Origin of the sequence: Mesorhizobium sp. LjNodule214, assembly GCF_964252735.1 — a bacterium.
GTDB lineage: Bacteria > Pseudomonadota > Alphaproteobacteria > Rhizobiales > Rhizobiaceae > Mesorhizobium.
The window spans coordinates 1,891,826-1,914,800 of record NZ_CAXUPE020000001.1; the positions used below are offsets into that span (position 1 = coordinate 1,891,826).

The window sequence follows — 22,975 nt, forward strand, 5'->3', positions numbered from 1 at the left end:
TCCTGCTCGAAATCGTCGACGAGCTTATCGATGTTTGGGGAGCTGACAGGGTCGGCGTCCACCTGCGCCCGAGGGGCGAAGAGCACGACATGGGCGACAGCAATCCTAAGGCGATCTTCGGGTATGTCGCCACGGAGCTGAGGAGACGCGGAATCGCCTTCATTTTCGTCCGCGAGATCGAGGCCGATGACAGCCTCCTAGGGGTAATCAAGCGTCTGTTCGGTGGTTCGGTCATCGCCAACGAATTGATGTCCCAGGCCGATGGGGAGCGCTTCATTTGCGAGGGTACTGCAGATGCCCTCGCGTTCGGACGAGACTATATTGCTACTCCGGATCTGGTTGAGCGCGTGGCGAAAAACATCGCGTTCAATACCCCCGACTCATCAACTTTTTACGGAATTGGCCCAAAAGGGTATACCGACTATCCGTTTGCGCGATGAGACCCTTGTTAGGCATTTGGCTCGCATGTGAGGCGTCGAGGTTATCTGAACGTTGTCGACGCTGACCAAAATGATTGGCGGGGCTTTGGAAAATGCCCCCCGCGATGTAGAGGCCGCACCCTTTCTCGCTATCTGGCCTGCTATAGCTGCCTGTTGCCGGGAAGCCCCGCCTCCGAAACTGACTGTCCGAATTTTTGGACAATGTCGCAAACGGCTCAATTTCGTGGCACCGCTGGGCGCCGCAAAGGCTGTGTGCAGGTGTCATAGGCAGCCGATGGCAGAAGAAGCTACCTGCCATTCATCAACTGATCAGTGTATCCGTATCCGTTGTGGCTGCGGCGCATGAACCCGCTGAAGCGTACGCATAGATCAAACTCGCTGGCGCGGAGACCTGTTTGGCTGAAGCGAAGCTAGCAATCTGACACTCCCGCGGCAACAGGCGCCTATGAACCTTTCACGTCAGCTTCTTGTTGGCCTGCTCGTCCAGCGCCTGGCTGAAGGCCTCCGTCGCCCAGCCCGCATCGAGTGCACGATGAAACAGTGCCTGTTGCGTCTCCGGCGCCAGCCCGCCGATCGGCGGGTCGCGGTCGAGGTTTGTCGGGAAGGAATAACCCTCGGCCGTCGAGGCGATTGCGCTCGCGGCGTTCTCCTTGGAGATTGCGCCTGCGGCCAGCAGCTTCTGGATGGTCGGATAGAGCGCGCGGCTCATCCTGGTGCGGTCGACGCTTTCCATCGCCCGGCCGTAGCCTGACGAGACCTGCAGCAGATTGGCCATGCGGCGAATGTTGCTCGAGCGGTTGTTACCGGCGCCATGGAACAGAGCCGGGTTGAAAAACGCCGCATCGCCTTTCTCCAGAGCGAGTTGAACGTGATTCTCGGCGAAATAGGCCTTGAACTCGGGCAGGCCCGTGGCGAGGTAACCGTGCAGATAAGCTTGCGAGTAGGGCAGGTAAAGCGTCGGACCGCTCTCCAGCGGCATGTCGCAATGGGCGACGGCTCCCTGCAACGTCAGCACCGGTGAGATGCGATGCACATGCACCGGATAACGCTCGATGACTTCCGGCGACTGGAAGCCCAGATGATAGTCGCGATGCGCCGATTGCGCCGCGCCGCCGGGGTTCACGCAATTGATCTGTGACGTCATCTGGTAGGCCGGACCGAGCCAAGCCTCGGAGATCAGCGCAATGATCTCATTGCCGTAATAAGCCGCGAAGGCGGCGGGATCGCGCAGGCAGAATTTTTCCAGCGCGTTCCAGATGCGGTCATTGGCGCCCGGCTTGGCGAAATGGTCGCCGCCACCGGTGCCCGTGGCATGCTGCTCGGCAATCATAGCGTTGAAGAGCGTCGTTGCCGCGTCGATCGGCATGGTGTCGGCAAACGCCTTCTTGAACGCCACCACGCCCGGTCCGTCAGTCAGCGCCTCGACCCATTCGGCCAGCAGCGCCTTGCGGGTTTCGGGATCGCCCACCGCCTTGCGCACGGCGTCGCCATCATAGACCGGCACGTTCTTTTCGATGCTCGTGGCGAAGGGATAGTCGGCGGCATCAGTGTTCTGCTCGACGAGCGCGCGAAAATCCTGGATGTCGCATTGCTGCTTGGTCAGCCAGACCTTCGCGGACCGGATCCTAGCTGTGTTGTCGGCCTTCATGACGCATCCTCCTGTTGCGGTTCTGATTGTGATTGCCGTATACAACAGCCTGCTGTGCTTGTTGCCTCGCAAACACCTCAAAAACACCTCAGCTGATGTCGCGCGCATTTCTCCTCAAGGATATCGCTCTCCAGGCCGGGCTCAGCCTCGCTACAGTCGACCGCGTGCTGAATGACAGGCCGGGCGTGCGCGAGCACACGGTGCGGCGGGTGAGGCAGGCCGTTGGCGAACTCGAACAGCAACGCGACCAGATCGGTCTGTCCGGCCGCAAATTCGTGCTCGATGTCGTCATGGAGGCTCCCGCCCGCTTCAGCGAAGCGGTCCGCCAAGGGCTGGAGCAGGCGATGCCCTCCTTGCAGCCGGCGATTTTTCGCGCCCGCTATCATCTGGCCGAAACCCGCAACGTCGAGAATACCGTCGGGATCATCGACGCCCTCCAGCGCCGGGGCTCAAATGGCGTGATCCTCAAGGCCCCGGATGTCGCGGAGGTGAGAGCCGCCGCGGCGCGGCTCGTCGGAGCCGGCATCCCCGTCGTGACGCTGGTGACGGATCTTCCTGATACAGGGCGGCAAGCCTATGTCGGGATGGACAACCGCGCGGCGGGCGAGACGGCCGCCTATCTCCTGGGCGAATGGCTTGGCGGTGGTCCGGCGCGCATTTTGGTGACGATCTCAAGCAACCGTTTCCGCGGCGAGGAGGAGCGCGAGATCGGATTTAGGCGAGCGCTTCGCGAGCGCTATCCTGGACTTGGCATCATCGAGGTCAGCGAAGGCCATGGCCTCGACTGCGATACCGGCCGGCTCGCGCGCGACGCCTTGCGCGAGCATTCCGACATTGCCGGCGTCTATTCGATCGGCGGTGGCAATCTGGCCGTTATTGAGGCTTTCGCCTCGCTTGGCCGCTCCTGCCGCGCTTTCGTCGGCCATGATCTCGATGCCGAAAACATCGCGCTGCTGCGTAGCGGCCGCATCAGCGCCGTCCTGCATCACGATCTAGGTCAGGACATGCGCAACGCTTGCCTGCAGGTCATGCGTGCCCACGGGCTGCTCCCGAAATTGCCTATCTCGGGCATGGCCAACATCCAGATCATCACGCCGTTCAACGTGCCGCAGGCGCGGGCAGCGCCGTAGCTGCCGTCGTGGCAGACAGGCACGAAGGCATCGAGACGACGCTATCGCTCAGATGCGCCTTGCCCGACATGGCGATGGCTGGGGCACTCTCGGCAGCCCATCTTGCCGCCATCCTGTTCCCTCCGAACCTGCGGCGGCTCTATGTCATCCGCGACAACGATCCGGTGACGGTGCCCGAGACAGCCTGCTCGAGCGCGCGACGGACGCCGGAATCGAGGCAATTGTGCTGTCGCTGGAGACGGAGCACTTCAACGAAGACCTCCGCCATTTCGGACTTGCCGCCTTCCGGGCCTCGATTGCGGACCAGCTCATGAGCAAAGATCGCATCCGCTATCTGACACAGGCGGCATGAGCCGTGAGGGGAAGCGCACGGCGCACGGTGCCGGCGCGCCGCATGGATGCGTGGGTCGCCGGCAGAGAACCGCAACCCGGCCTTCAAGAGGGCGATCGGGCCCACGAACTGGCCGGCCAGGCAATGGCGGCGGCCGACTATTTTCCGGCGGCGCACGACTACTCGCGAATAGCAGCGATTGGGCGCGACGCCTTTCCATCGCGATGCAAAATAGCCGGCCGCCGCCATCCTCCGCTGCGCTCCGGCCCTCCGCTTCGCTGCGGGTGTCAGGCCAACCCGCCCGTGGGCTCTCGTCGCCATGAAGGCCGCGAGGGTTGCGGTCAAACAGACGGGAGCATCCCCATGAGCGAGCACGACTACACCGAACCGCACCACGCCGCTTCTCCGACGGATCACATCGTCACCGAACTCCAGCTCTATGGCTGGCGCCCATTTGCCGACGAGCCCGATCCGCGTCCGCTCCCTGGCGGCGACCATGTCGCCGGAGCCGTGGCCGACATCTTTGACGCCCTCATCGCCACCTTGGCCGACACACGCCTCGAACCCGACCTCGATGACCTGCTCTGGTCCGTCACCAATGTCTTCCACCGAGCTGTACAACGGATCGATCGGCAACTGGACGACAACGAGCAGGCCCAGCGCCGTCTGCAGCGCGAACAGGACGGCAGCGAGATCAAGGCGGTCGAACTCGAGAACCTCACCGCCCAGGGCCAGACCATGATCGAACGGCGCGACGCCTTCGAGCTCATGCGTGACCAGGCCGCCGACCACTACGATCAGTACACCGGCTCGGCCTGGCGACCGCGCACGGGGTCGATGGTCAACCACCACCATCTCACCGCCGCAATGATCGATAGCCGCGACTTCCTCGCGGCCAGGCGGCGCGCGGAAACCGAGGTCATGTTACCCGCCGGCCCCAAGATCGCCTTCTCCGGCGGCGATACCGCTGATCACGAGCTGATCTGGGCAAAGCTCGACCAAATACGCTCCAAGCACCCCGACATGGTGCTGATGCACGGCGGATCACCGAAAGGCGCCGAAAAGATTGCCGCCCGCTGGGCCGATCATCGCAAGGTGCCGCAGGTAGCCTTCAAGCCCGACTGGAGCAGACATGCCAAGGCCGCTCCCTTCAAGCGCAACGACCAGATGTTGGCGGTCATGCCGATCGGCGTCATCATCTTTCCGGGCACCGGCATTCAGGAGAACCTGGCGGACAAGTCTCGCAAGCTCGGCATCCCGGTCTATCGGCTCGGTAACGGCGGCGCGTGAGCGCCGCCGGAACCTAAGCGCCCCTATAAATGCCCGGGAGGTACGGCATCCTTCAAGCCATGTCGCTCGTATCCTTTCCCAAAAGCTTCACACCGGACATCGCGCTTGCCGACACCCTCTTACGCATTACCGCCGCCCACCTCGATAGCGCTGACCGGGCGGCGGATCTAGGCAGACACAATGCGGCCCTTCACGCCATCGCCGTCGCCATTGAATTGCTCCTGAAGTCGCATCTTCTCAGTGTCGCGACCGACGATCACTGGAACCGCCGCCATATCGGGCACGATCTCGGCAAGGCGGCTCTTTACGCCTAGAGAACTGGATTGGGCCTGCCACCGCGACTGCACAGCGTCATCGCCCAGCTTCATCCTCATTTTCGGCGAGGCGGCTTCCAACGGGATCCATCGCGATCATGGCCGTCCGGTTCTCCCTCGACGCCCGCCACATCGCGCGGCAGCTCGCTCAGACGCTCCTGGAGCAAGAGCGTCGCCTCAACAGTGCCCGCTGCACCTGACTTGAAGATGACCGCACCCCCGCGATCCATTGCGCTGATCCTTGGTCCAGCCGATGGCCTAAAGCCATCAACCCGCAAGGGGTCGGACTACGCGAAGCGTGCCGCCGCTCCGGCTTCGCCTTCGCGGTGATTGCGGCCATCGGCCGAACACATCGGGCGCCTGTCAGCGGGGGAGGGTCCTCCGCTTCAAACAGGAGCCGGGTCGATGTCCTTCGCCGACGCACATGCCTTCGCCTTCAGCCTCGCCGCCACTCTCATGGTCACCATCGTCATCTTTCGTGCTGGCGACGGCACTCTCTCGGTCGTGCCGGCGAACGAGTATGACGGCAACGACACCGCCATCATCGGCGAAATCGACCCGTTCGCCCCATGACGGGGCGGACATAGCGCCTGGCGATGCAAGAACACCGGCGGGTTTCGCCCGCGCTTTTCCTTTGCTATGCTGTGCACTGCGCCAGGTGGTGGTGGAAGGCGCAATCGCCAGAGCTATTCTCTCGGAGACACCACCATGATAATCCTCGGCATTCTCCTTTGCATCGCGGCCATCGGCATCTTGTGCTGGTTGCTGTTCACGCTTGCTATCGTCGCCCTTCCGTTGTTCGTCGGCGTCAACGCAAGTACATGGGCATTCAACACCGGTGCCGGCTGGTTTGGCGCGATCCTTGTCGGCATCCTCGCAGCCGGATTGACGCTCGGCGTCGGCCAAATCCTCCTCGGCGTCGTTCGCCCCATGTGGGCGAAGCTGGCGATCGCGATGGTCTTCGTCGCTCCCGCGATCGTTGCCGGCTACCATGCCACTCATGGCATCGCGAAGCACATGATGCCTTCGGAAACCTGGCAGATCGTCTTTTCCGTCATTGGCGCGATCGCCGTCGGCGTCGCGGCATTTCTCCGGGTCGCGGGCATGGCCGCCGCCGACTATTCCGGTAGGGACATGGTTCAAGCTTAAACCCGCGAGAGCGAGGCGGGTGGATCAGAGCGACGAAGGCCTTAGCCTCCTCATCATCGGTGGCTGGAGCAATCGGGCTGCATGCCAAGGATCGAGCAACGGCCGCGCCGGCGCGGCCTCGGACTTGGACTTTCTTCGGTCGATGCCGCAAGGCAGGCCGACCAGTCGGTGGCAGGACGGCAGCGCGACCGGTGGCTGCGGCGTTGGAGGTGCGTGGGGTTCCCCGGCGCCTAGAATGCGTGGCCGACGCCAGTGAACTCGTAGCGATCTGCTGGAGGCGTGTTGGACGCCAACGTCTCCGTTGCCAATCTGTCCCAAGAGCGCTCCAAACGGCCTCTTCAATGGGCTGATCTGGCCGAAGGACGGCTGAGGCCTCGACCGCCTAGGCCGCAACGGCGCGTCTCTACTTTCTTCCCCTGCCGGCTCCCACCCCATGCCGCAAGCGCATGGGGACCCCGAGCGCCGCCATTCCTCGCGAGACAAGAAAGTCGTTCCTACGCCGTCCTCCGCGTTGCTTCGGTCGCAAGCGATGCGTCGTCGGTCGCCTCCGGCCAATTGATCGCCATCGAGGCCGCATGGTGCGGGCTCGGGAACAGAAAATGGAGACTTACAATGGCTACCATCGGCACCTTCAAGAAGTCCGCCTCGAACGAGTTCACCGGCGAAATCGTCACCCTCAGCGTCCAGGCAAAGAACGTGCGCATCGTCCCAGACACACGCGCCACTGGCGAGAACGCTCCCAGCCACCGGGTGGTGGTCGGCCGCGCCGAGATCGGCGCCGCCTGGTCGAAGACCTCCAACGAGGGCCGCGACTACCTCGGTCTCAAGCTCGACGATCCGAGCTTCAACGCCCCGATCTACGCCAACCTTTTTGACGATGAGGAAGGTGAGGGCTTCTCGCTCATCTGGTCCCGCCCGAACGCCCGGCGGGGCGATTAAGGCCCCGCGCAGGCCCCGGCCGGAAGGCCGGGGCCTTCTTCTGCGGAGGCCGGTTCATCCCACTCAAGCCGAGGCGATGCCGAAACCGCATCGCGTGATGCTTATCGACCATGCTCCGCTGGCAAAATTGTTTCTATAAAATGCAGTCTTACTCTGTGAAGACGAGGGCGAGCGATGATCGAGCCGTTTGATGACACCGCGCCAACGGGTGACGAACTCACCGAATACGATCAGGAGCACATCAAGCTCTATGTGCGCCTTCTTGACGCCGCCGACGACGGCGCGGACTGGCGCGAGGTGGTCGAAATTCTCTTCGGCATTGATCTGACGAAGGAGCCACAACGCGCCCGGCGCATCCATGACAGCCATCTGGCGCGAGCGCGCTGGATGGCGCGTGCTGGCTACCGCCATCTCTTGCGTCAACCCGGCAGCTAGCACCATCGCTCCTGTCGTTCCCGGGTGATGCCGAAACGGCATCACCCGATGCCCGGCGAGGGTCTTCCGCCAATCGCTGCAACCCGGAATTGTTTTGAGGCGGGGTCTACGCGTTTCTTGCGAGGAGCTCTTGGATGAGGCCGGATACGTCGCATTGGCGAGACAATGCCAGCTATGATTATTTCGATACATTACCCATCGAAGGACTCGCCTGGGAGTGTCTGCGGCGTCACGAACCCTATCAACGGCACTACCAAACGCTCCTGACCACAAGAGCCGAAAAAGCACCCTTCCACCCTCAGACACAGCGGCTGTGGGGGTTACGATTTCCCGGCCAGGCCGGATTTGTCCGCCTTGGCGCAAGACGTTCTGTGGTCGCCTGACGTCGATCCAGCTGTGGTTTCTCTCGTGCCGGCGCCGGAATTCCTGTCGTCCTTGCGATCGGCGCCTTTGACCGGCCTGGGCGGGGTCCACGACAGCCCGGAAGGACGTCACATTGTCCACAGTGCAGGTGTCGCCACCCAACTTCTCCTTCTGCCCGGCAGTGACCCGCACGGCCACCTGGCGGCGCTGATCCCCTTGGATGCAGAAACGTTGGGACGGATCGAAGCACTCACCCGTTTCTGGCGTTCCTTGCGGGGGCGCCCAGCACCTGCGGACACGCGGATGACCGGCCAGCAACGCCGCCGGATTCGTCTGATGATGCAGGCCGCTGACGGCCGTGCGAACGGCGCGAGCTACCGCGACATTGCGGTTGCGTTCTACGGACACAAGCGCATCGCCGCCGATCCTTGGAAGACCTCGGCGTTGCGCGATGCGGTGATCGGCCTCGTCGAAGGCGCCACGGCCATGATCGGTGGCGGCTATTTGCAGATTCTGCGTCATCGCCGCCGATCGTAGCGGTTGTGACACTGGACAGGGGGTGGGGATTTTAGCCTCCCTCAACTTCCCCATCCCTTGCGAAGCCCATTCTCCGCCACCGTGGTCGCAGTCCACCGCTGAACGCCAGCGGCTGCCCAAAACCCACGGAGGCCCGATCCATGCGACCCGATATCGCCGTCCTGCCGCCACGCTTCCTGCGCACCAAGGAAGCCGCGGATTTCCTAAGCCTGTCCGCCCGCACGCTCGAAAAGCACCGTACCTATGGCACTGGTCCTTCCTACCGCAAGCTCGGCGGCCGTGTCGTCTATGCCGTCGACGATCTTCAGGCTTGGGCCGAACGCGGCGCTGTCACTTCTACATCCGATCCACGTGGGTCGGTCCTGCCCGCCAAGCGTCATACACCGACGCTGCCGGCGCATGGCGGACGATACGCACGCTGACCGCGGGCGGATTTCCAAATGACGGCGCGAAACCAGTCCCTTTCGGAGCGCGGGCAGCTCGACCTGTTCCAGGCGCTGCCTGGCGACTTCGCCCCACGAGACGCGCAGGATCTCATGGCCTATCCGTTCTTCTCCCTTTCCAAGACCCATCGCATCACCCCGATCGATTTTGCCGCAGGTAACGTCACGATCCGGGTCGAAGCCGTACCCGACCATGGGATGGCGACCATCTGGGACGCTGACATCCTGATCTGGGCCGCGAGCCAGATCGTCGAGGCGCGCGACACCGGCCTTCGCACATCGCGCCTGATGGCCGCCACGCCCTATGAGATTCTCACCTTCGTCGGCCGCGGCAAGAGCCTTCGCGACTATCAACGCCTGAAGGCGGCGCTTGATCGGCTGCAGTCGACCACCGTCTCGACGACAATCCGTCAGCCCGCCGAAGGTCGGCGTCACCGCTTCTCATGGATCAATGAGTGGCAGGAGCGCATCGATCGCCATGGCAAACCCGCGGGGATCGAGTTGATCGTCCCCGACTGGTTCTACCAGGCAGTCCTCGATGACGCACTCGTGCTGACGATCGATCGTGCCTATTTCGACCTGACTGGCGGGCTGGAGCGCTGGCTCTATCGGCTTGTGCGCAAGCATGGCGGACGCCAGCGCGACGGCTGGCGCTTCGACTTCCGTCACCTTCACCTGAAATCCGGCGGCCTGTCGCCCTACAAGCGCTTTGCCTTCGAACTGCGCGACATTGTCCGCCGCCAGCCGCTGCCCGGCTATACCCTTGCGCTGGAAGTGGAGATTGGCGGCCGGGCGCTGCTCGCCTTCGAGCGGATCGGCTCCTGTGGAAGGCCTGTGGACGGCCTCGTGCTATCAGGAACCGGACCTATCGTGCCATCGGGAACCGCGGGCTCGTGCTATCAGGAACCCAAACCGGGCCTAATCTCCAGAAAGAAAAGCCGAAATCGCGCCCTTAACTTAGAATCTAACCCAGATCCTAACTTTGAAGAGCGCGCGCGTGATGTGCAAAGGGTCATCCGACGAACCAGCGACGCACTCAGCATAGACACCGACAAGACCTCGAATGCGCCATCGGTTTCTGACGGCAGCAGCACGGCAACCAGCGTCTCCGAAGCCCCGAATCCGCCTCTTGATCCGCGCTCGGGAGCCACCCGATGATCGCCGCCACGCACCACGCTCGCGACGAACTCGTCCATGTCGAACTGACCTGGGTGGAGAAGAGGCAAGAGAACTGGATACGGTTCGGCACGCACGCCCAGGAACAGATCGTCGATCGTCGCCGGCGCATTCTGTCCTATCGCCCCGGCACGGTCTTCGCGTTCGTTCGCTGGGCCGCGAACGACTTCGGAACGATCATCTCACGCATAGACATCGTGCGTGCGGTCAGACGTGGCGAAGCCTATCAGACACTACCCTTCGTGCGCCCCGGCGGCGACATCCTGCTGAAGGTCGAGAGCTGGCCCAAGGTCGAGCGCGTGCTGCAGGCGATCGACGCCATCCAGCGCCTCGACATCGAGCCTGAGTTGGTGTCGCCCGATCATTGGCGGCACATCCACAACCGGATAACCGCCGGCCACTCGCCGCGCAGCTACACACTCGACCAACATCGCGCCTTCCTGCTGCGCAAGAGGACCGAGCCGTGACGCGCGCCGGGATCATCCTCGCTAGCGTTCTCGCAACCATGAGCGTCGGCTATCCCGGCCTCACTTCGATGCCCACGAAGCTCATCTGGAATGCATCAGCTAGCGCACCGATCGGCTTCTACACGATCGACTTCGACGGACCGTTCGATGTCACCGATCTTGTGGCCGTCGACGCGCCTGAGCCACTCGTCGCGTTCCTGGCTGATCGCGGCTATCTGCCGAGGGGCGTGCCACTCCTGAAGCGCATCCTTGGTGTTGCCGGGCAACGAGTCTGTCGCTCGAACCTCACCATCACTGTCGATGGTATCGAGGCGGGCGCGGCGCTCGAGCGTGATCGGGCCGGCCGTGACCTGCCGATCTGGCAGGGCTGCCGCCGCATCTCGACCGGGGAAGTCTTCCTGATGAACTGGCAGGTCCGCGACAGTCTCGACGGACGCTACTTCGGCCTCCTCGCCACCAGCCAGATCATCGGCCGCGCCGTCCCGCTGTGGACGGACGAGGGCGGCAACGGCCGCTTCGTATGGCGCGCGCCAACGCGGTGAGCGCGCGACCGGCGGCGCGCGTCGTGCCGCCAGCCTTCATCACCGCAACCACTGAAAACAGGAGCCTCACATGCAACAGATCGGGGAATTCACGCGCCAGAAGACTGGCTATAGCGGGCGCATCCACACGCTCAGCCTCAACCTCGATATCGCCATCGTGGCGGCAGAGGCGAGCGAAACGGAGAATGCGCCTGACTACCGCGTTCACGCAGGCAACGAGGACGGCCCCGAGATTGGTGCCGGCTGGAAACGCTCCAGCGAAAAGGCCGGAGACTACGTCTCGATCCAGCTCGACGACCCGACCTTCGCGCAGCCGATCCGCGCGAACCTCTTTCGCAATGGCGACGACAAGACGTCCTGGTCGCTGCACTGGGCGCGACCGCGCGACCGCTGCGAGAAGGATTGAACGATGCGCGCTCGCCGTCCGTCGACGAGCCATCGCAGTGCGCCCGGGCCGCTTTTCGCTGCCCGGCGCATGGCTTTGCTCCTCCTTTGCGGCCTGTCCGTCGCGACCGTCATGCCGTCGGCGACAGTGGCGCAGGACTTGGCCATCGCGCGATCGTCGCAGCGCGATCCGTTCGGCGCGCACATCAGCGAAGCCTCGCAGCGCTTCGGCGTTCCGACCGCGTTGATACGCGCCATCATGCGCAAGGAGAGTGCGGGCGATGTGCGCGCCGTGTCCAGCGCAGGCGCCCGCGGCTTGATGCAGATCATGCCCGGCACATGGGATGATCTGCGCGCCCACTGGTCGCTTGGCCGCGATCCGTTCGATGCCCGGGACAACATCCTGGCAGGAACGGCGTATCTGCGAGAACTGCACGATCGCTTCGGCTCGCCGGGCTTTCTGGCCGCCTACAACGCGGGACCTGCACGCTACGAAGCCTACCTCGCTGGGCGTCCGTTACCGGCCGAGACCCGCGCCTATGTCGCGACGCTCGCCCCCCTGATCGGTGAAAGCGAGGGTATGCGCCCTTTCGCCGTTATGCCTGCCGAGGCCGTTCCCTGGAGACAAGCCCCGCTGTTCGCAAGGCAACCGGAACGCAACCAAACTGTCGCTTCCGTAACGGACGAGCGCCCGCAAAATGACGCTAGCTCTGCACCCACCGTGCGCGATGTCTCCGCCATCGTGCCGCTGTCCAAAGGCCTCTTCGTGGCGCGAGCGGGCGAAGGGATCCAGCCATGAGCGCGTATGGGCGTTTTCGCCCAACCGCAAGCTCCAGCGCACCGTGGCGTGGATGGAGGCGGAAGGTGGGCAGAACAACCGGAGGATGGCTAGATAAAAAGCCGCGAGGTGCGGCATCGGTCGGTCGGCGGATTTCAAGGGTTCTTGCAGCGATTTCGCGAGGTGCGAAGGTTTCGCGCACCTCGCGGCGATGCCCATTTTTCTTGGATTTCAGCCGCCTGGCGCGATGTGCGGGATCTTGACCATGAGCGCCGAGGACGATCTTCGAATCCGCCCCGGCCGCATCCGCTCGTCCGGTACCCAGCGCGCCAGGCCCTTCATCGCGCAGGCGCTTGCCGCCGCCCAGAAGGCCGGCGCCCGTGTCTCACGCACCGGCCGGATCAGTCCAGGCAATCGTTCGACCTTCGGGCGCGGCCGCTCGGCGAGCGTGCGCGCCAATCGTCTCCTGACCGGACGCTCGCGAACCGTGATCATCAAGACACGGCTGGTGCGCCACCACGCGCGTGGCGCCCCGCTTGCCGCCCATCTCACCTACCTTCGCCGCGAGGGCGTTACCCGTGACGGGGAGAAGGCAAGGCTGTTCGGGCCGCAGGCCGATGCGGTGGATGGAGGTGCCTTTGCCGAGCGGTGCGGCGATGATCGGCACCACTTCCGCTTCATCGTCTCGCCCGAAGATGCCGTCGACATGGCGGACCTCAAATCCTTCGCCCGCGATCTGATGGGCCAGATGGAAAAGGACCTCGGCACAAAACTCGATTGGGCTGGCGTCGATCACTGGAACACCGACAATCCGCACCTTCACATCATCCTGCGCGGCCACACTGATGACGGGCAGGATCTCGTGATCTCCCGCGATTACATCAAGGAGGGAATGCGCGCCCGCGCGGCCGATCTCGTTACCCAGGAGCTCGGCCCGCGCACCGATCTCGACATCCATCGCAATCTGCAGCGCCAGGTCGAAGCCGAACGCTGGACCCAGCTTGACCGGCAGCTTGTTCGCGACGGCCGCGACCGAGGCGTCATCGACCTTGCCACCGCCGCGAACGCCCAGCCCGATGAATATCAGGTGCTGAAGGTCGGGCGGATGCGCAAGCTCGAAACCCTTGGCCTTGCCGAACAGGTCGGCCCGGGCCAATGGATGATCGACGACAAGGCCGAGGCGACGCTGCGCCAGCTTGGTGAACGCGGCGACATCATCAAGCGGATGCATCGCGCCTTGACAGAACAGGGCATCGAGCGCGGCACGGCGAATTATGTGCTGGCGGCGGAGCGCCTCGACACGCCGATCGTCGGTCGGCTGGTCGACCGCGGTCTCGATGATGAGCTGAAGGGCAGCGCCTACGCCGTGGTCGATGGCACCGACGGCCGTACACATCACATCAAGCTGTCCGACCTCGACGCCGCGGGCGACAGCGCTCCGGGTTCGATCGTCGAGCTGCGCAAGTTCCATGACGCGCAGGGACATGGGCGCGTGGCGCTCGCTGTCCGTTCCGATCTCGACATTGAGCAGCAAACGACCGCCGCCGGCGCAACCTGGCTTGACCGCCAGAATATCGCCCGCGAACCGATTGCGCTTTCAGAAGGCGGTTTCGGCGCCGAGGTGCGGCAGGCGATGCAGCGCCGCGCGGACCATCTCGTTGAACAGGGCCTTGGCGAGCGGCAGGGTCAACGCATCAGCTTCACCCGCAACCTGATAGACACGCTGCGTCGCCGCGAACTGGAGGCGCTCGGCGAAAAGCTCTCGGCCGAAACCGGCCAGCCCTTCAACCGCGCCCGCCGCGGCGAGTTCGTCGCCGGTTCCTACCGGCAACGCTTCACGCTCGCCTCCGGCCGCTTCGCCATGATCGATGACGGCCTCGGTTTCCAACTGGTGCCTTGGACGCCATCCCTGGAAAAACATCTTGGCCGCCACGTCTCAGGCGTCGCTCGCAATGACGACGGCATCGACTGGAGTTTTGGCCGCAAGCGAGGCCTCGGCCTCTAACCTCATGTTGAAGAAAGGACCGCTTCCATGTCTGCCACCAAAATACTCTGGGGCCAGATCCTCGCAGTCTTCGCGATCGTACTTCTCACGACCTGGGGCGCGACGGAATGGGTGGCCTGGCGCCTGGCGTTCCAGCCCGAGCTCGGAAGGCCATGGTTCCGTGTCCTGGGCTTTCCATTTTACCTTCCGCCGTCCTTCTTCTGGTGGTGGTACGGGTTCGATGCCTACGCGCCGTCGATCTTCGTGGAGGGCGCCTTTATCGCGGCTTCTGGCGGTTTCGCTTGCGTCGCCGTCGCCATCGGCATGTCGGTCTGGCGGGCTCGCGAGGCCATGAAGGTCGAGACCTACGGCTCCGCCCGCTGGGCCGACAAGCAGGAGGTTAAGGCAACCGGCCTTCTCGGTTCCGATGGTGTGGTTCTTGGGCGGTTTGACGGCGCCTATCTGCGCCATGACGGACCGGAGCACGTGCTGTGCTTCGCGCCCACACGTTCGGGCAAGGGTGTCGGCCTTGTCGTCCCGTCGCTGCTGACCTGGCCGAGCTCCGCTGTCGTCCACGACATCAAGGGCGAGAACTGGCAACTCACCGCGGGCTTCCGCGCCAGGCATGGCCGGGTCCTGTTGTTCGATCCCACCAATCCGAAATCCTCATCCTACAACCCGCTGCTCGAGGTGCGTCGCGGCGAATGGGAAGTCCGCGACGTGCAAAACATCGCTGACATCCTGGTCGATCCCGAAGGCTCGCTTGAGAGGCGAAACCATTGGGAGAAAACCAGCCATGCCCTGCTGGTAGGCGCGATCTTGCATGTCCTCTATGCCGAGCAGGACAAGACGCTTGCCGGCGTTGCGGGTTTCCTCTCCGACCCAAAGCGTCCGATCGAATCGACGCTGTCGGCGATGATGAAAACAGCGCATCTGGGTGAGGGCGGTCCGCACCCGGTCATCGCCAGCGCCGCGCGGGAGCTCCTGAACAAATCCGACAACGAGCGCTCTGGCGTGCTCTCCACCGCCATGTCGTTCCTTGGCCTCTATCGCGATCCTGTCGTGGCCGAGGTCACGCGCCGCTGCGACTGGCGCATCACCGATCTTGTCGACGACAAGCATCCGACGACACTCTACCTCGTTGTGCCGCCGTCCGACATCAACCGGACCAAGCCGCTCATTCGCCTGATCCTCAATCAGATCGGTCGCCGCTTGACCGAAGATCTGCAGGTGAGGGCGCAAGGGCACCGGCTGCTCCTGATGCTTGACGAGTTCCCGGCGCTTGGCCGGCTCGACTTCTTCGAGTCGGCGCTCGCCTTCATGGCCGGCTACGGGCTGAAAAGCTTCCTGATCGCTCAATCCCTCAATCAGATTGAGAGGGCGTACGGCGCCAACAACTCAATCCTCGACAACTGCCACGTCCGGGTAAGCTTTGCCACCAACGACGAGCGCACCGCCAAGCGGGTGTCCGATGCGCTCGGAACAGCGACGGAGATGAGGGCCATGAGGAACTATGCCGGCCACCGGCTGTCGCCCTGGCTCGGTCATCTCATGGTCTCCCGCTCGGAGACGGCTCGCCCGCTGCTCACGCCGGGTGAAGTGATGCAGCTACCCTCCACCGACGAGATCGTCATGGTCTCGGGCGCGCCGCCGATCCGCGCCAAAAAGGCGCGCTATCATGAGGATGCTCGCTTCAAGGAGCGAATCTTGCCGCCTCCGGCGTTGGTGGCGGCAGTGGAGGGGAGACCGGACGACTGGACCAGACTGCCCCTGCCTTCCCGTCCCCGGATTGCCGAAGCCACATCATTGCCCGCCGCCGAGGATGAGGACCTGACCGAATCCGAGCGTCGTCGGCAACCCGAGCTCAGTCGCGTCGAGCCGGTCGTGAAGCCAACGACCGAGAACGAATTCGAGATCGATCACCTCGACGACGTCGAGGACGATGTTGCCCGCAATCGTCGATTGACGCGCCTCATGCAAGGCATTGCGCGGCAGGCGTCCCTCGACCCCGGCGACGGTGTGGATATGTGAGGCTCCGATGGCAAAGTCACCCCGCAAACAACGCCTGTCCGTCTATCTCGATCCTAAGGCGATGAGCAGGCTGGTCGAGCATGCGGCGCGCCGAGATCTTTCACGGTCGCTCGTCGCGGAGGCGGCCATCGAGTCGTTCCTCTCGCCCGATGCCGCCGAGCGACAGGAGGCGGCGATCACCAAGCGGCTCGATCAACTCGATCGCCGTACGGCACGCCAGGAGCGCGATCTCGGAATTGCCGTGGAGACGCTCGCCGTTTTCGTCCGCTTCTGGCTGGCGACAACACCAGCGTTGCCCGAGCCCGCGGCGCAGGCTGCCCACGCCAAGGCGGGCGAGCGCTATGATGCCTTTGTCACCGCACTCGGCCGGCGCCTGGCGAAAGGTCCAAAGCTTCGACAGGAAATCTCCGAGGACATCGATGGCGGCCTGGACACACTCCAGCCCGGCACGCCCGTGGGCTAAATGGACGGGCGGACTGAGATTTTGCTAGCTCGATATGTCAAAACATATCAAAGCGTTGGAATGATATGTTGTTGTCATAGATCACGCTTTGCCGATCTGTCGAGTTTGGCAGAAGAGAACTAGACAGCCGCGGGGTGGGGTCGCTTTGCACGGGAACCACCTTCAGTCATCGCTGCGGCAACAGCGGGACGGATCTAGCGCGAATCCGCAATTTAAGATCCGTGATTGCATGAAGGACCACGCCTTCAAGAGCTTCTACGATCCCTTGGAAAAAACAGCCGTTTTTGACCCGAATCAACTATTTTCGGTGGCTAGGCGGTGTCAGGATTCGTCGTTGAAAACTATAGTCTGTATGCTATAAGGCAAGAGAGAATGAAGAACCAAAAGCCCGCTGTATGGATGGGGTCGTCAAAGGCCGACCTGCGCGAGTTTCCGGTCGATGTTCGCCGGTTGATGGGTGTCGCAATCAACGACGCCCAGAATGGTGAGGAGCACCCGGCTGCCAAAGCCCTGAAAGGGTTTGGGGGCCGCAGCATCCTCGAGGTGGTCGACGACTTCGACGGAGATACCTACCGGGCCGTCTATGCGGTGCGCTTTGCCGGGGTGATCTACGTGCTTCATTGCTTCCAGAAGAAGTCGAAGAAGGGCAGGGAGACACCCAAGCACGAAATCGATCTCGTGACAGTGCGATTGAAGGCGGCCGAGGCGCACTACCGCGAAAATTATGGGAAAGGTACAAAGTCATGACAGAAGACATCACCGCCGAAGTGAGCAGCGGCAACGTGTTTGCGGACCTCGGCTTTGACAATCCCGAAGAGGAATTGCTCAAGGCCAAGCTGGCCCGCGAGATCCGCGCCATTATCAAGCGCCGGCGCCTGACCCAGGCGAAGTCGGCTGAACTGCTCGGAATGAAACAGCCCGACGTCTCCGCGATCGCCACCGGGCGCACGGGCAAGTTTTCAATAGACAGGCTGGTTCGCTGTCTGGACCGCCTCGACTACAAGGTCGATGTGGTGGTTCGCCACAAGCCTCGACGGTCAACTCGTGCTGAAGCCGCTTGATCAGACGGCTTTGCCGACGAGGGCACAATTGAGGGCGAGCGCCGCCCTTGCCTGAAGATCGTCAGCCTTGATTACAGGTCGGCACCGCCAATCTCCTGTATTTGCACGCTACGCTACTACGCCTCGATATAGGTGTTGAAACCACTCGAGATGCGGCTCTCTTAATCATCCCCGTCCAGGGGCCGCCCATGTTCCCCGGATCGAAACGGGGACAGGATGGCAGCTTCGCATCACAATTCAGAAGGTCTGGCGCGCGGCGCACGCATGTTGCGCACAGCGCTCGGACCCGCGATCGCGAGCTATCTCGACGACGCGGGCATCGTCGAAGTGATGCTCAACCCCGATGGGCGTTTGTGGATCGATCGCCTGTCCGAGGGGTTGTCCGACACAGGAGAGCGCCTGTCGGCGGCGGACGGCGAACGCATCGTTCGCCTCGTTGCTCATCATGTCGGTGCCGAAGTCCATGCCGGCGCCCCACGCGTCTCGGCCGAGCTGCCCGAGACGGGCGAGCGGTTCGAGGGGCTTCTTCCTCCCGTCGTCGGGGCGCCCGCCTTCGCGATCCGCAAGCCCGCCGTCGCCATCATCACCCTCGAAGATTATGTCGCGACCGGGATCATGTCGGCGCAGCAGGCGGACGCGCTGCGCCAGGGCGTTGCCAACCGCGCGAACATCCTCGTTGCAGGCGGCACATCCACGGGCAAGACCACGCTGATCAACGCGCTGCTGGCCGAGGTGGCCAAGACCGCCGATCGCGTCGTCATCATCGAGGATACGCGCGAGCTGCAATGCGCCGCGCCAAATCTCGTGGCAATGCGCACGAAAGACGGCGTCGCGTCTCTATCTGATCTTGTTCGCTCATCGCTGCGCCTGCGGCCCGACCGCATTCCGGTCGGCGAGGTGCGCGGGGCCGAGGCGCTCGAACTGCTCAAGGCCTGGGGCACCGGCCACCCAGGCGGCCTCGGCACGATCCACTCAGGCAGCGCCATCGGCGCGCTGCGACGGATGGAACAGCTCATCCAGGAAGCCGTCGTCACGGTCCCGCGCGCGCTGATCGCTGAAACGATCGACCTAATTGCCGTCCTTTCCGGCCGCGGCCCCGCGCGTCGGCTGTCCGAACTCGCCCGTGTCGATGGCCTTCGCCCGGACGGCGATTACCGGGTCGCGCCAGCCGTCCTAGGTGGCGACGACAGCCCGACCTTGCTCATCCAAAGCCCTGAAGGAGAAAATCCGTGATCCAACGCCTGCGCCTTGCGCGCCATCGTCTCGCCATGACCGTTTCCGTTCCCACGCTCATCCTGGTGATGGCCGCGCCCGCTTTTGCCTCCGGCTCGTCGATGCCGTGGGAACAGCCGCTGCAACAGATACTCCAGTCGATCGAAGGCCCGGTCGCCAAGATCATGGCGGTGATCATCATCATCGTCACCGGCCTGACGCTCGCCTTCGGCGACACGTCGGGGGGCTTCCGCCGGCTCATCCAGATCGTGTTCGGCCTGTCCATCGCTTTCGCGGCGTCGAGCTTCTTCCTGTCGTTCTTCTCGTTCGGCGGCGGAGCGTTGGTCTGATGGCGGGTTTGGTCGAACAGGGCGGGTCAATGCCGGACTACGCAGTGCCGGGTTATGCGGTCCTCGTGCACCGCGCGCTGACCGAGCCGATCCTGCTCGGTGGCGCCCCGCGCGCCATTGCCATCATGAATGGGACGCTTGCCGGCGCCGTGGGGCTGGGACTGCGTCTCTGGCTCGTCGGCCTCGCAATCTGGGCGATCGGCCATGTTGTCGCCGTCTGGGCCGCCAAGCGCGATCCGCTTTTCGCCGACGTCGTTCGCCGGCACCTGCGCATCCCGGCGCATCTCACCGTCTGAGGGGGGCCATTGGATGATGAATCTTGCCGAATATCGCAATCGTAGCAGCCGGCTCGCCGACTTCCTGCCCTGGGTGGCATTGGTCGGCGCCGGCATCATCTTAAACAAGGACGGCAGCTTCCAGCGCACCGCGCGCTTTCGCGGTCCCGATCTCGACAGCGCCGTGCCGGCCGAACTGGTCGCCGTTGCCGGCCGGCTCAACAATGCCTTGCGCCGCCTCGGCTCCGGCTGGGCGATCTTCGTCGAGGCGCAGCGCCATGCCTCGACGCGCTATCCCGACAGCAGCTTTCCGGATCCGGCGTCCACGCTGGTGGATGCGGAACGAAAGGCGGGCTTCGAGGAGGCCGGCGCGCATTTCGAGTCCAGCTACTTCCTGACGCTCACCTATCTTGCGCCCGCCGAAGACACCGCCCGTGCGGAAAGCTGGCTCTACGAAGGCCGCGAGAAGAAGGGCCTCGACCCCAACGCGGTGCTGACCGGGTTCGCCGATCGCAGCGATCGCGTTCTTCGCCTCGTCGAAGCCTTCATGCCGGAATGCCGCTGGCTCGATGACGCCGAGACGCTGACCTATCTGCATGGTTGCGTCTCGACCAATCGCCACCGTGTCCGCGTTCCCGAAACGCCGATGTATCTCGACGCCATCCTAGCCGATCAGCCGCTAACCGGCGGGCTCGAGCCGCGGCTTGGCGCGTCGCACCTGCGCATTCTCACGGTCACGGGGTTCCCGACCGCGACCACGCCGGGTCTGCTCGACGAACTGAACCGGCTCGCCTTCCCGTATCGCTGGTCGACACGCGCGATCCTGCTCGACAAGACCGATGCGACCAGGCTGCTGACAAAGATCCGGCGTCAATGGTTCGCCAAGCGCAAATCGGTCGCCGCGATCCTCAAGGAGGTGATGACCAACGAGGCGTCCGTCCTCGTCGACACCGACGCCGCAAACAAGGCCGCCGATGCCGACATGGCCCTGCAGGAACTCGGCGCCGACTATGCGGGCATGGCCTATGTCACCGCGACGGTAACGGTTTGGGACGATGATCCCGGCATCGCCGACGAAAAACTGCGCCTGGTCGAAAAGGTTATCCAGGGCCGCGATTTCACGGCGATCATTGAATCCATCAACGCCGTCGACGCCTGGCTCGGCAGCCTGCCGGGTCACGTTTACGCCAACGTCCGCCAACCTCCCATCTCCACCCTTAATCTCGCCCACATCATTCCGCTTTCCGCGGTGTGGGCGGGGCCGGAACGGGACGAGCATTTTGCAGCGCCCCCTCTGCTCTTCGGCAAGACCGAAGGCTCGACCCCGTTCCGGCTTTCGCTTCACGTCGGCGACGTCGGCCATACGCTGATCGTCGGCCCGACCGGCGCGGGCAAGTCCGTGCTTTTGGCACTGATGGCGCTGCAGTTCCGCCGCTATGCGGGGTCACAGGTTTTCGCCTTCGATTTCGGCGGTTCGATCCGCGCGGCGGCACTCGCCATGAACGGCGACTGGCACGATCTCGGCGGCGATCTCAGCGATGGGGCGATCGATAGCGTCAGCCTTCAGCCGTTCGCCCGTGTTCATCATGTCCCCGAGCGCGCCTGGGCCGCCGACTGGATCGTGGCGATCCTGACGCGCGAGAATGTGACGATCACCCCTGAGGTCAAGGAGCATATCTGGACGGCGTTGAGCTCGCTGGCGTCCGCGCCTGTCGAGGAGCGCACGATCACCGGTCTGGTTGTGCTGCTGCAATCAAACGATCTCAAGCAGGCACTGCGTCCCTATTGCGTCGGTGGTCCCTACGGGCGGTTGCTCGATGCCGAGCGCGAACATCTCGGATCGGCGTCGGTCCAGGCATTCGAAACCGAAGGACTGATCGGAACGGGTGCTGCGCCCGCGGTCCTGTCCTACCTCTTCCATCGCATCGAAGACCGGCTCGATGGCTCGCCGACCCTCCTCATCATTGACGAAGGCTGGCTTGCGCTTGACGATGACGGTTTTGCCGGCCAGCTCCGCGAATGGTTGAAGACGCTGCGCAAGAAGAACGCCAGCGTCATCTTCGCCACGCAGTCGCTCAGCGACATCGATCGTTCGGCAATCGCGCCCGCGATTATCGAGAGCTGCCACACCCGGCTTCTCCTGCCGAACGAGCGCGCCATCGAGCCGCAGATAACGGCGATCTATCGCCGCTTCGGCGTCAACGATCGGCAGATCGAGATCATCGCGCGGGCGATGCCGAAGCGCGACTATTACTGCCAGTCCCGTCGCGGCAACCGGCTGTTCGAGCTTGGGCTGTCGGATGTGGCGCTCGCGCTCTGCGCTGTATCCGCGAAGACCGACCAGGCCGCGATCGCCCACATCGTCGCCGAGCATGGCCGCGACGGTTTCCTCGCTGCCTGGCTCAACCACCGTGGCGTCGCCTGGGCCGCTGAACTCGTTCCCGTCCTGACCAGCAAGGAGAAATCCCCATGAAAATGCGCCGTTCACTTGCCATGCGGTTCGCTGCCGCTCTGCTTGCCGCACCAGCCGCATTATCGCCCATCCTGGCGACGCCGGCACAGGCCTTCATCGTTTTCGATCCCTCGAACTATTCGCAAAACGTCCTGACGGCAGCGCGCTCGCTTGAGCAGATCACCAACCAGATCACCTCGCTTCAGAATGAAGCGCAGATGCTCATCAACCAGGCCCGTAATCTCGCAAGCTTGCCGTTCTCCTCGCTGCAACAGCTCCAGCAGTCCGTGCAGCGTACGCAGCAATTGCTCGGTCAAGCGCAGAACGTTGCCTATGACGTCCAGCAGATCGATCAGGCCTTCCAGCAGAAATACGGCAACGTCTCGCTGTCGGCTTCTGATCAGCAACTTGTCGCCGACGCGCGCTCGCGCTGGGGCAACACGGTTGGCGGCCTTCAGGATGCCATGCGTGTGCAGGCGGGCGTCGTCGGCAACATCGACACCAATCGCAGTGAGATGTCGGCGCTGGTCGGCCAGAGCCAGGGTGCGACCGGCGCCCTTCAGGCAACGCAGGCCGGCAACCAGCTCCTCGCGCTTCAGGCGCAGCAGCTCGCCGATCTCACCGCTGTCGTTGCCGCGAACGGTCGGGCGCAGGCATTGCAATCGGCCGAACAGGCCACCGCCGCCGAGCAGGGCAGGGAGCAGCGCCGCCGCTTCCTGACACAGGGCTCGGGCTACCAGCCCGGCAGTGCGCAGATGTTTTATGGCAAGGACTGAGGCCG

At 63.7% G+C, this 22,975-nt stretch carries 27 protein-coding genes and 1 pseudogene; 27 read left to right on the plus strand and 1 reads right to left on the minus strand.

Annotated elements, in window-relative coordinates; all coding sequences use genetic code 11:
• Positions 1-11 precede the first annotated feature (11 nt).
• Positions 12-440 (plus strand): hypothetical protein, encoded by a 429-nt coding sequence (locus ACSQ3Z_RS08990; protein ID WP_436171874.1) that lies wholly within the window; start codon positions 12-14, stop codon positions 438-440.
• Between the two features lie 454 nt (positions 441-894).
• Here ACSQ3Z_RS08990 and ACSQ3Z_RS08995 read toward each other — a convergent pair whose 3' ends face one another.
• Entirely contained in the window at positions 895-2,088 is a 1,194-nt protein-coding gene (locus tag ACSQ3Z_RS08995; protein ID WP_436170936.1) for a phytanoyl-CoA dioxygenase family protein, read from the minus strand.
• A gap of 95 nt (positions 2,089-2,183) precedes the next feature.
• Here ACSQ3Z_RS08995 and ACSQ3Z_RS09000 point away from each other — a divergent pair, with 95 nt between their 5' ends.
• The 26 genes and pseudogenes from ACSQ3Z_RS09000 to trbJ all read left to right on the plus strand — a co-directional run bounded on the left by ACSQ3Z_RS09000 (position 2,184) and on the right by trbJ (position 22,970).
• Positions 2,184-3,218: a LacI family DNA-binding transcriptional regulator gene (locus ACSQ3Z_RS09000; protein WP_436170937.1), complete on the plus strand. Its 1,035-nt coding sequence runs from the start codon at positions 2,184-2,186 to the stop codon at positions 3,216-3,218.
• A pseudogene (locus ACSQ3Z_RS09005) lies at positions 3,206-3,570 on the plus strand (toprim domain-containing protein); the annotation flags it as partial. The gene ACSQ3Z_RS09000 and the pseudogene ACSQ3Z_RS09005, both read left to right, overlap by 13 nt.
• 342 nt (positions 3,571-3,912) lie before the next feature.
• Entirely contained in the window at positions 3,913-4,839 is a 927-nt protein-coding gene (locus ACSQ3Z_RS09010) for a DUF2493 domain-containing protein (RefSeq protein ID WP_436170938.1), read from the plus strand.
• 59 nt (positions 4,840-4,898) lie between these two features.
• Positions 4,899-5,153, plus strand: a complete 255-nt coding sequence (locus ACSQ3Z_RS09015; RefSeq protein ID WP_436170939.1) for a hypothetical protein — start codon at positions 4,899-4,901, stop codon at positions 5,151-5,153.
• Positions 5,154-5,558: 405 nt separating this feature from the next.
• Positions 5,559-5,726, plus strand: coding sequence for a hypothetical protein (locus tag ACSQ3Z_RS09020; RefSeq protein WP_436170940.1), 168 nt, complete (start codon positions 5,559-5,561; stop codon positions 5,724-5,726).
• Positions 5,727-5,861: 135 nt separating this feature from the next.
• Entirely contained in the window at positions 5,862-6,302 is a 441-nt protein-coding gene (locus ACSQ3Z_RS09025) for a hypothetical protein (RefSeq protein WP_436170941.1), read from the plus strand.
• A gap of 612 nt (positions 6,303-6,914) precedes the next feature.
• On the plus strand, positions 6,915-7,241 hold the full coding sequence (locus ACSQ3Z_RS09030; RefSeq protein ID WP_436170942.1) for a DUF736 domain-containing protein: 327 nt from the start codon (positions 6,915-6,917) through the stop codon (positions 7,239-7,241).
• Between the two features lie 174 nt (positions 7,242-7,415).
• The gene (locus tag ACSQ3Z_RS09035; protein ID WP_436170943.1) at positions 7,416-7,676 is read left to right on the plus strand and encodes a DNA -binding domain-containing protein; all 261 of its coding nucleotides are present in this window, start codon (positions 7,416-7,418) and stop codon (positions 7,674-7,676) included.
• Positions 7,677-7,810: 134 nt separating this feature from the next.
• Positions 7,811-8,059: a transcriptional regulator domain-containing protein gene (locus tag ACSQ3Z_RS09040; protein WP_436170944.1), complete on the plus strand. Its 249-nt coding sequence runs from the start codon at positions 7,811-7,813 to the stop codon at positions 8,057-8,059.
• Positions 8,031-8,576 (plus strand): DUF2285 domain-containing protein, encoded by a 546-nt coding sequence (locus ACSQ3Z_RS09045; protein WP_436170945.1) that lies wholly within the window; start codon positions 8,031-8,033, stop codon positions 8,574-8,576. Before ACSQ3Z_RS09040 ends, ACSQ3Z_RS09045 begins: the two co-directional genes overlap by 29 nt.
• Positions 8,577-8,716: 140 nt before the next feature.
• Positions 8,717-8,998: a helix-turn-helix transcriptional regulator gene (locus tag ACSQ3Z_RS09050; RefSeq protein WP_023822857.1), complete on the plus strand. Its 282-nt coding sequence runs from the start codon at positions 8,717-8,719 to the stop codon at positions 8,996-8,998.
• A gap of 18 nt (positions 8,999-9,016) precedes the next feature.
• The gene (locus ACSQ3Z_RS09055) at positions 9,017-10,177 is read left to right on the plus strand and encodes a replication initiator protein A (protein WP_436170946.1); all 1,161 of its coding nucleotides are present in this window, start codon (positions 9,017-9,019) and stop codon (positions 10,175-10,177) included.
• Entirely contained in the window at positions 10,174-10,662 is a 489-nt protein-coding gene (locus tag ACSQ3Z_RS09060; protein ID WP_436170947.1) for a DUF2840 domain-containing protein, read from the plus strand. The genes ACSQ3Z_RS09055 and ACSQ3Z_RS09060 overlap by 4 nt, the downstream gene beginning before the upstream one ends.
• Positions 10,659-11,204, plus strand: a complete 546-nt coding sequence (locus tag ACSQ3Z_RS09065) for a S26 family signal peptidase (protein ID WP_436170948.1) — start codon at positions 10,659-10,661, stop codon at positions 11,202-11,204. Before ACSQ3Z_RS09060 ends, ACSQ3Z_RS09065 begins: the two co-directional genes overlap by 4 nt.
• Positions 11,205-11,274: 70 nt before the next feature.
• On the plus strand, positions 11,275-11,610 hold the full coding sequence (locus ACSQ3Z_RS09070) for a DUF736 domain-containing protein (protein WP_436170949.1): 336 nt from the start codon (positions 11,275-11,277) through the stop codon (positions 11,608-11,610).
• Positions 11,611-11,613: 3 nt separating this feature from the next.
• Positions 11,614-12,387: a lytic transglycosylase domain-containing protein gene (locus ACSQ3Z_RS09075; RefSeq protein ID WP_436170950.1), complete on the plus strand. Its 774-nt coding sequence runs from the start codon at positions 11,614-11,616 to the stop codon at positions 12,385-12,387.
• Between the two features lie 244 nt (positions 12,388-12,631).
• On the plus strand, positions 12,632-14,371 hold the full coding sequence (locus ACSQ3Z_RS09080; RefSeq protein WP_436170951.1) for a relaxase/mobilization nuclease domain-containing protein: 1,740 nt from the start codon (positions 12,632-12,634) through the stop codon (positions 14,369-14,371).
• A 27-nt stretch (positions 14,372-14,398) separates the two neighbouring features.
• Positions 14,399-16,381, plus strand: a complete 1,983-nt coding sequence (locus ACSQ3Z_RS09085; protein WP_436170952.1) for a conjugal transfer protein TraG — start codon at positions 14,399-14,401, stop codon at positions 16,379-16,381.
• Between the two features lie 7 nt (positions 16,382-16,388).
• Positions 16,389-16,844, plus strand: coding sequence for a CopG family transcriptional regulator (locus ACSQ3Z_RS09090; protein ID WP_436170953.1), 456 nt, complete (start codon positions 16,389-16,391; stop codon positions 16,842-16,844).
• Positions 16,845-17,243: 399 nt separating this feature from the next.
• On the plus strand, positions 17,244-17,591 hold the full coding sequence (locus tag ACSQ3Z_RS09095) for a type II toxin-antitoxin system RelE/ParE family toxin (RefSeq protein WP_436171875.1): 348 nt from the start codon (positions 17,244-17,246) through the stop codon (positions 17,589-17,591).
• The gene (locus ACSQ3Z_RS09100) at positions 17,588-17,905 is read left to right on the plus strand and encodes a helix-turn-helix domain-containing protein (protein WP_006338687.1); all 318 of its coding nucleotides are present in this window, start codon (positions 17,588-17,590) and stop codon (positions 17,903-17,905) included. Before ACSQ3Z_RS09095 ends, ACSQ3Z_RS09100 begins: the two co-directional genes overlap by 4 nt.
• A gap of 216 nt (positions 17,906-18,121) precedes the next feature.
• Entirely contained in the window at positions 18,122-19,138 is a 1,017-nt protein-coding gene (gene trbB, locus ACSQ3Z_RS09105; protein ID WP_436170954.1) for a P-type conjugative transfer ATPase TrbB, read from the plus strand.
• Between the two features lie 35 nt (positions 19,139-19,173).
• Positions 19,174-19,467, plus strand: a complete 294-nt coding sequence (locus ACSQ3Z_RS09110; RefSeq protein ID WP_246678489.1) for a TrbC/VirB2 family protein — start codon at positions 19,174-19,176, stop codon at positions 19,465-19,467.
• Positions 19,467-19,763 (plus strand): VirB3 family type IV secretion system protein, encoded by a 297-nt coding sequence (locus ACSQ3Z_RS09115; protein WP_436170955.1) that lies wholly within the window; start codon positions 19,467-19,469, stop codon positions 19,761-19,763. The genes ACSQ3Z_RS09110 and ACSQ3Z_RS09115 overlap by 1 nt, the downstream gene beginning before the upstream one ends.
• 13 nt (positions 19,764-19,776) lie before the next feature.
• On the plus strand, positions 19,777-22,215 hold the full coding sequence (gene trbE / locus ACSQ3Z_RS09120) for a conjugal transfer protein TrbE (protein WP_436170956.1): 2,439 nt from the start codon (positions 19,777-19,779) through the stop codon (positions 22,213-22,215).
• Positions 22,212-22,970, plus strand: coding sequence for a P-type conjugative transfer protein TrbJ (gene trbJ, locus ACSQ3Z_RS09125; protein WP_436170957.1), 759 nt, complete (start codon positions 22,212-22,214; stop codon positions 22,968-22,970). Before trbE ends, trbJ begins: the two co-directional genes overlap by 4 nt.
• The last annotated feature ends 5 nt before the right edge of the window (positions 22,971-22,975 follow it).

What these genes read in the sequence shown, in the direction of transcription:
- ACSQ3Z_RS09000 (WP_436170937.1), top strand. Translation starts at nt 2,184, where the DNA reads ATGTCGCGCGCATTTCTCCTCAAGGATATCGCTCTCCAGGCCGGGCTC.
- ACSQ3Z_RS09015 (WP_436170939.1), top strand. Translation starts at nt 4,899, where the DNA reads ATGTCGCTCGTATCCTTTCCCAAAAGCTTCACACCGGACATCGCGCTT.
- ACSQ3Z_RS09090 (WP_436170953.1), top strand. Translation starts at nt 16,389, where the DNA reads ATGGCAAAGTCACCCCGCAAACAACGCCTGTCCGTCTATCTCGATCCT.
- ACSQ3Z_RS09095 (WP_436171875.1), top strand. Translation starts at nt 17,244, where the DNA reads ATGGGGTCGTCAAAGGCCGACCTGCGCGAGTTTCCGGTCGATGTTCGC.
- trbB (WP_436170954.1), top strand. Translation starts at nt 18,122, where the DNA reads ATGGCAGCTTCGCATCACAATTCAGAAGGTCTGGCGCGCGGCGCACGC.
- ACSQ3Z_RS09115 (WP_436170955.1), top strand. Translation starts at nt 19,467, where the DNA reads ATGGCGGGTTTGGTCGAACAGGGCGGGTCAATGCCGGACTACGCAGTG.
- ACSQ3Z_RS09110 (WP_246678489.1), top strand. Translation starts at nt 19,174, where the DNA reads ATGACCGTTTCCGTTCCCACGCTCATCCTGGTGATGGCCGCGCCCGCT.
- ACSQ3Z_RS09050 (WP_023822857.1), top strand. Translation starts at nt 8,717, where the DNA reads ATGCGACCCGATATCGCCGTCCTGCCGCCACGCTTCCTGCGCACCAAG.
- ACSQ3Z_RS09060 (WP_436170947.1), top strand. Translation starts at nt 10,174, where the DNA reads ATGATCGCCGCCACGCACCACGCTCGCGACGAACTCGTCCATGTCGAA.
- ACSQ3Z_RS09040 (WP_436170944.1), top strand. Translation starts at nt 7,811, where the DNA reads ATGAGGCCGGATACGTCGCATTGGCGAGACAATGCCAGCTATGATTAT.
- ACSQ3Z_RS09080 (WP_436170951.1), top strand. Translation starts at nt 12,632, where the DNA reads ATGAGCGCCGAGGACGATCTTCGAATCCGCCCCGGCCGCATCCGCTCG.
- ACSQ3Z_RS08995 (WP_436170936.1), bottom strand. Translation starts at nt 2,088, where the DNA reads ATGAAGGCCGACAACACAGCTAGGATCCGGTCCGCGAAGGTCTGGCTG.
- trbE (WP_436170956.1), top strand. Translation starts at nt 19,777, where the DNA reads ATGATGAATCTTGCCGAATATCGCAATCGTAGCAGCCGGCTCGCCGAC.
- ACSQ3Z_RS09025 (WP_436170941.1), top strand. Translation starts at nt 5,862, where the DNA reads ATGATAATCCTCGGCATTCTCCTTTGCATCGCGGCCATCGGCATCTTG.
- ACSQ3Z_RS09075 (WP_436170950.1), top strand. Translation starts at nt 11,614, where the DNA reads ATGCGCGCTCGCCGTCCGTCGACGAGCCATCGCAGTGCGCCCGGGCCG.
- ACSQ3Z_RS09070 (WP_436170949.1), top strand. Translation starts at nt 11,275, where the DNA reads ATGCAACAGATCGGGGAATTCACGCGCCAGAAGACTGGCTATAGCGGG.
- ACSQ3Z_RS09035 (WP_436170943.1), top strand. Translation starts at nt 7,416, where the DNA reads ATGATCGAGCCGTTTGATGACACCGCGCCAACGGGTGACGAACTCACC.
- ACSQ3Z_RS09085 (WP_436170952.1), top strand. Translation starts at nt 14,399, where the DNA reads ATGTCTGCCACCAAAATACTCTGGGGCCAGATCCTCGCAGTCTTCGCG.
- ACSQ3Z_RS09100 (WP_006338687.1), top strand. Translation starts at nt 17,588, where the DNA reads ATGACAGAAGACATCACCGCCGAAGTGAGCAGCGGCAACGTGTTTGCG.
- ACSQ3Z_RS09055 (WP_436170946.1), top strand. Translation starts at nt 9,017, where the DNA reads ATGACGGCGCGAAACCAGTCCCTTTCGGAGCGCGGGCAGCTCGACCTG.
- ACSQ3Z_RS09010 (WP_436170938.1), top strand. Translation starts at nt 3,913, where the DNA reads ATGAGCGAGCACGACTACACCGAACCGCACCACGCCGCTTCTCCGACG.
- ACSQ3Z_RS09020 (WP_436170940.1), top strand. Translation starts at nt 5,559, where the DNA reads ATGTCCTTCGCCGACGCACATGCCTTCGCCTTCAGCCTCGCCGCCACT.
- trbJ (WP_436170957.1), top strand. Translation starts at nt 22,212, where the DNA reads ATGAAAATGCGCCGTTCACTTGCCATGCGGTTCGCTGCCGCTCTGCTT.
- ACSQ3Z_RS09030 (WP_436170942.1), top strand. Translation starts at nt 6,915, where the DNA reads ATGGCTACCATCGGCACCTTCAAGAAGTCCGCCTCGAACGAGTTCACC.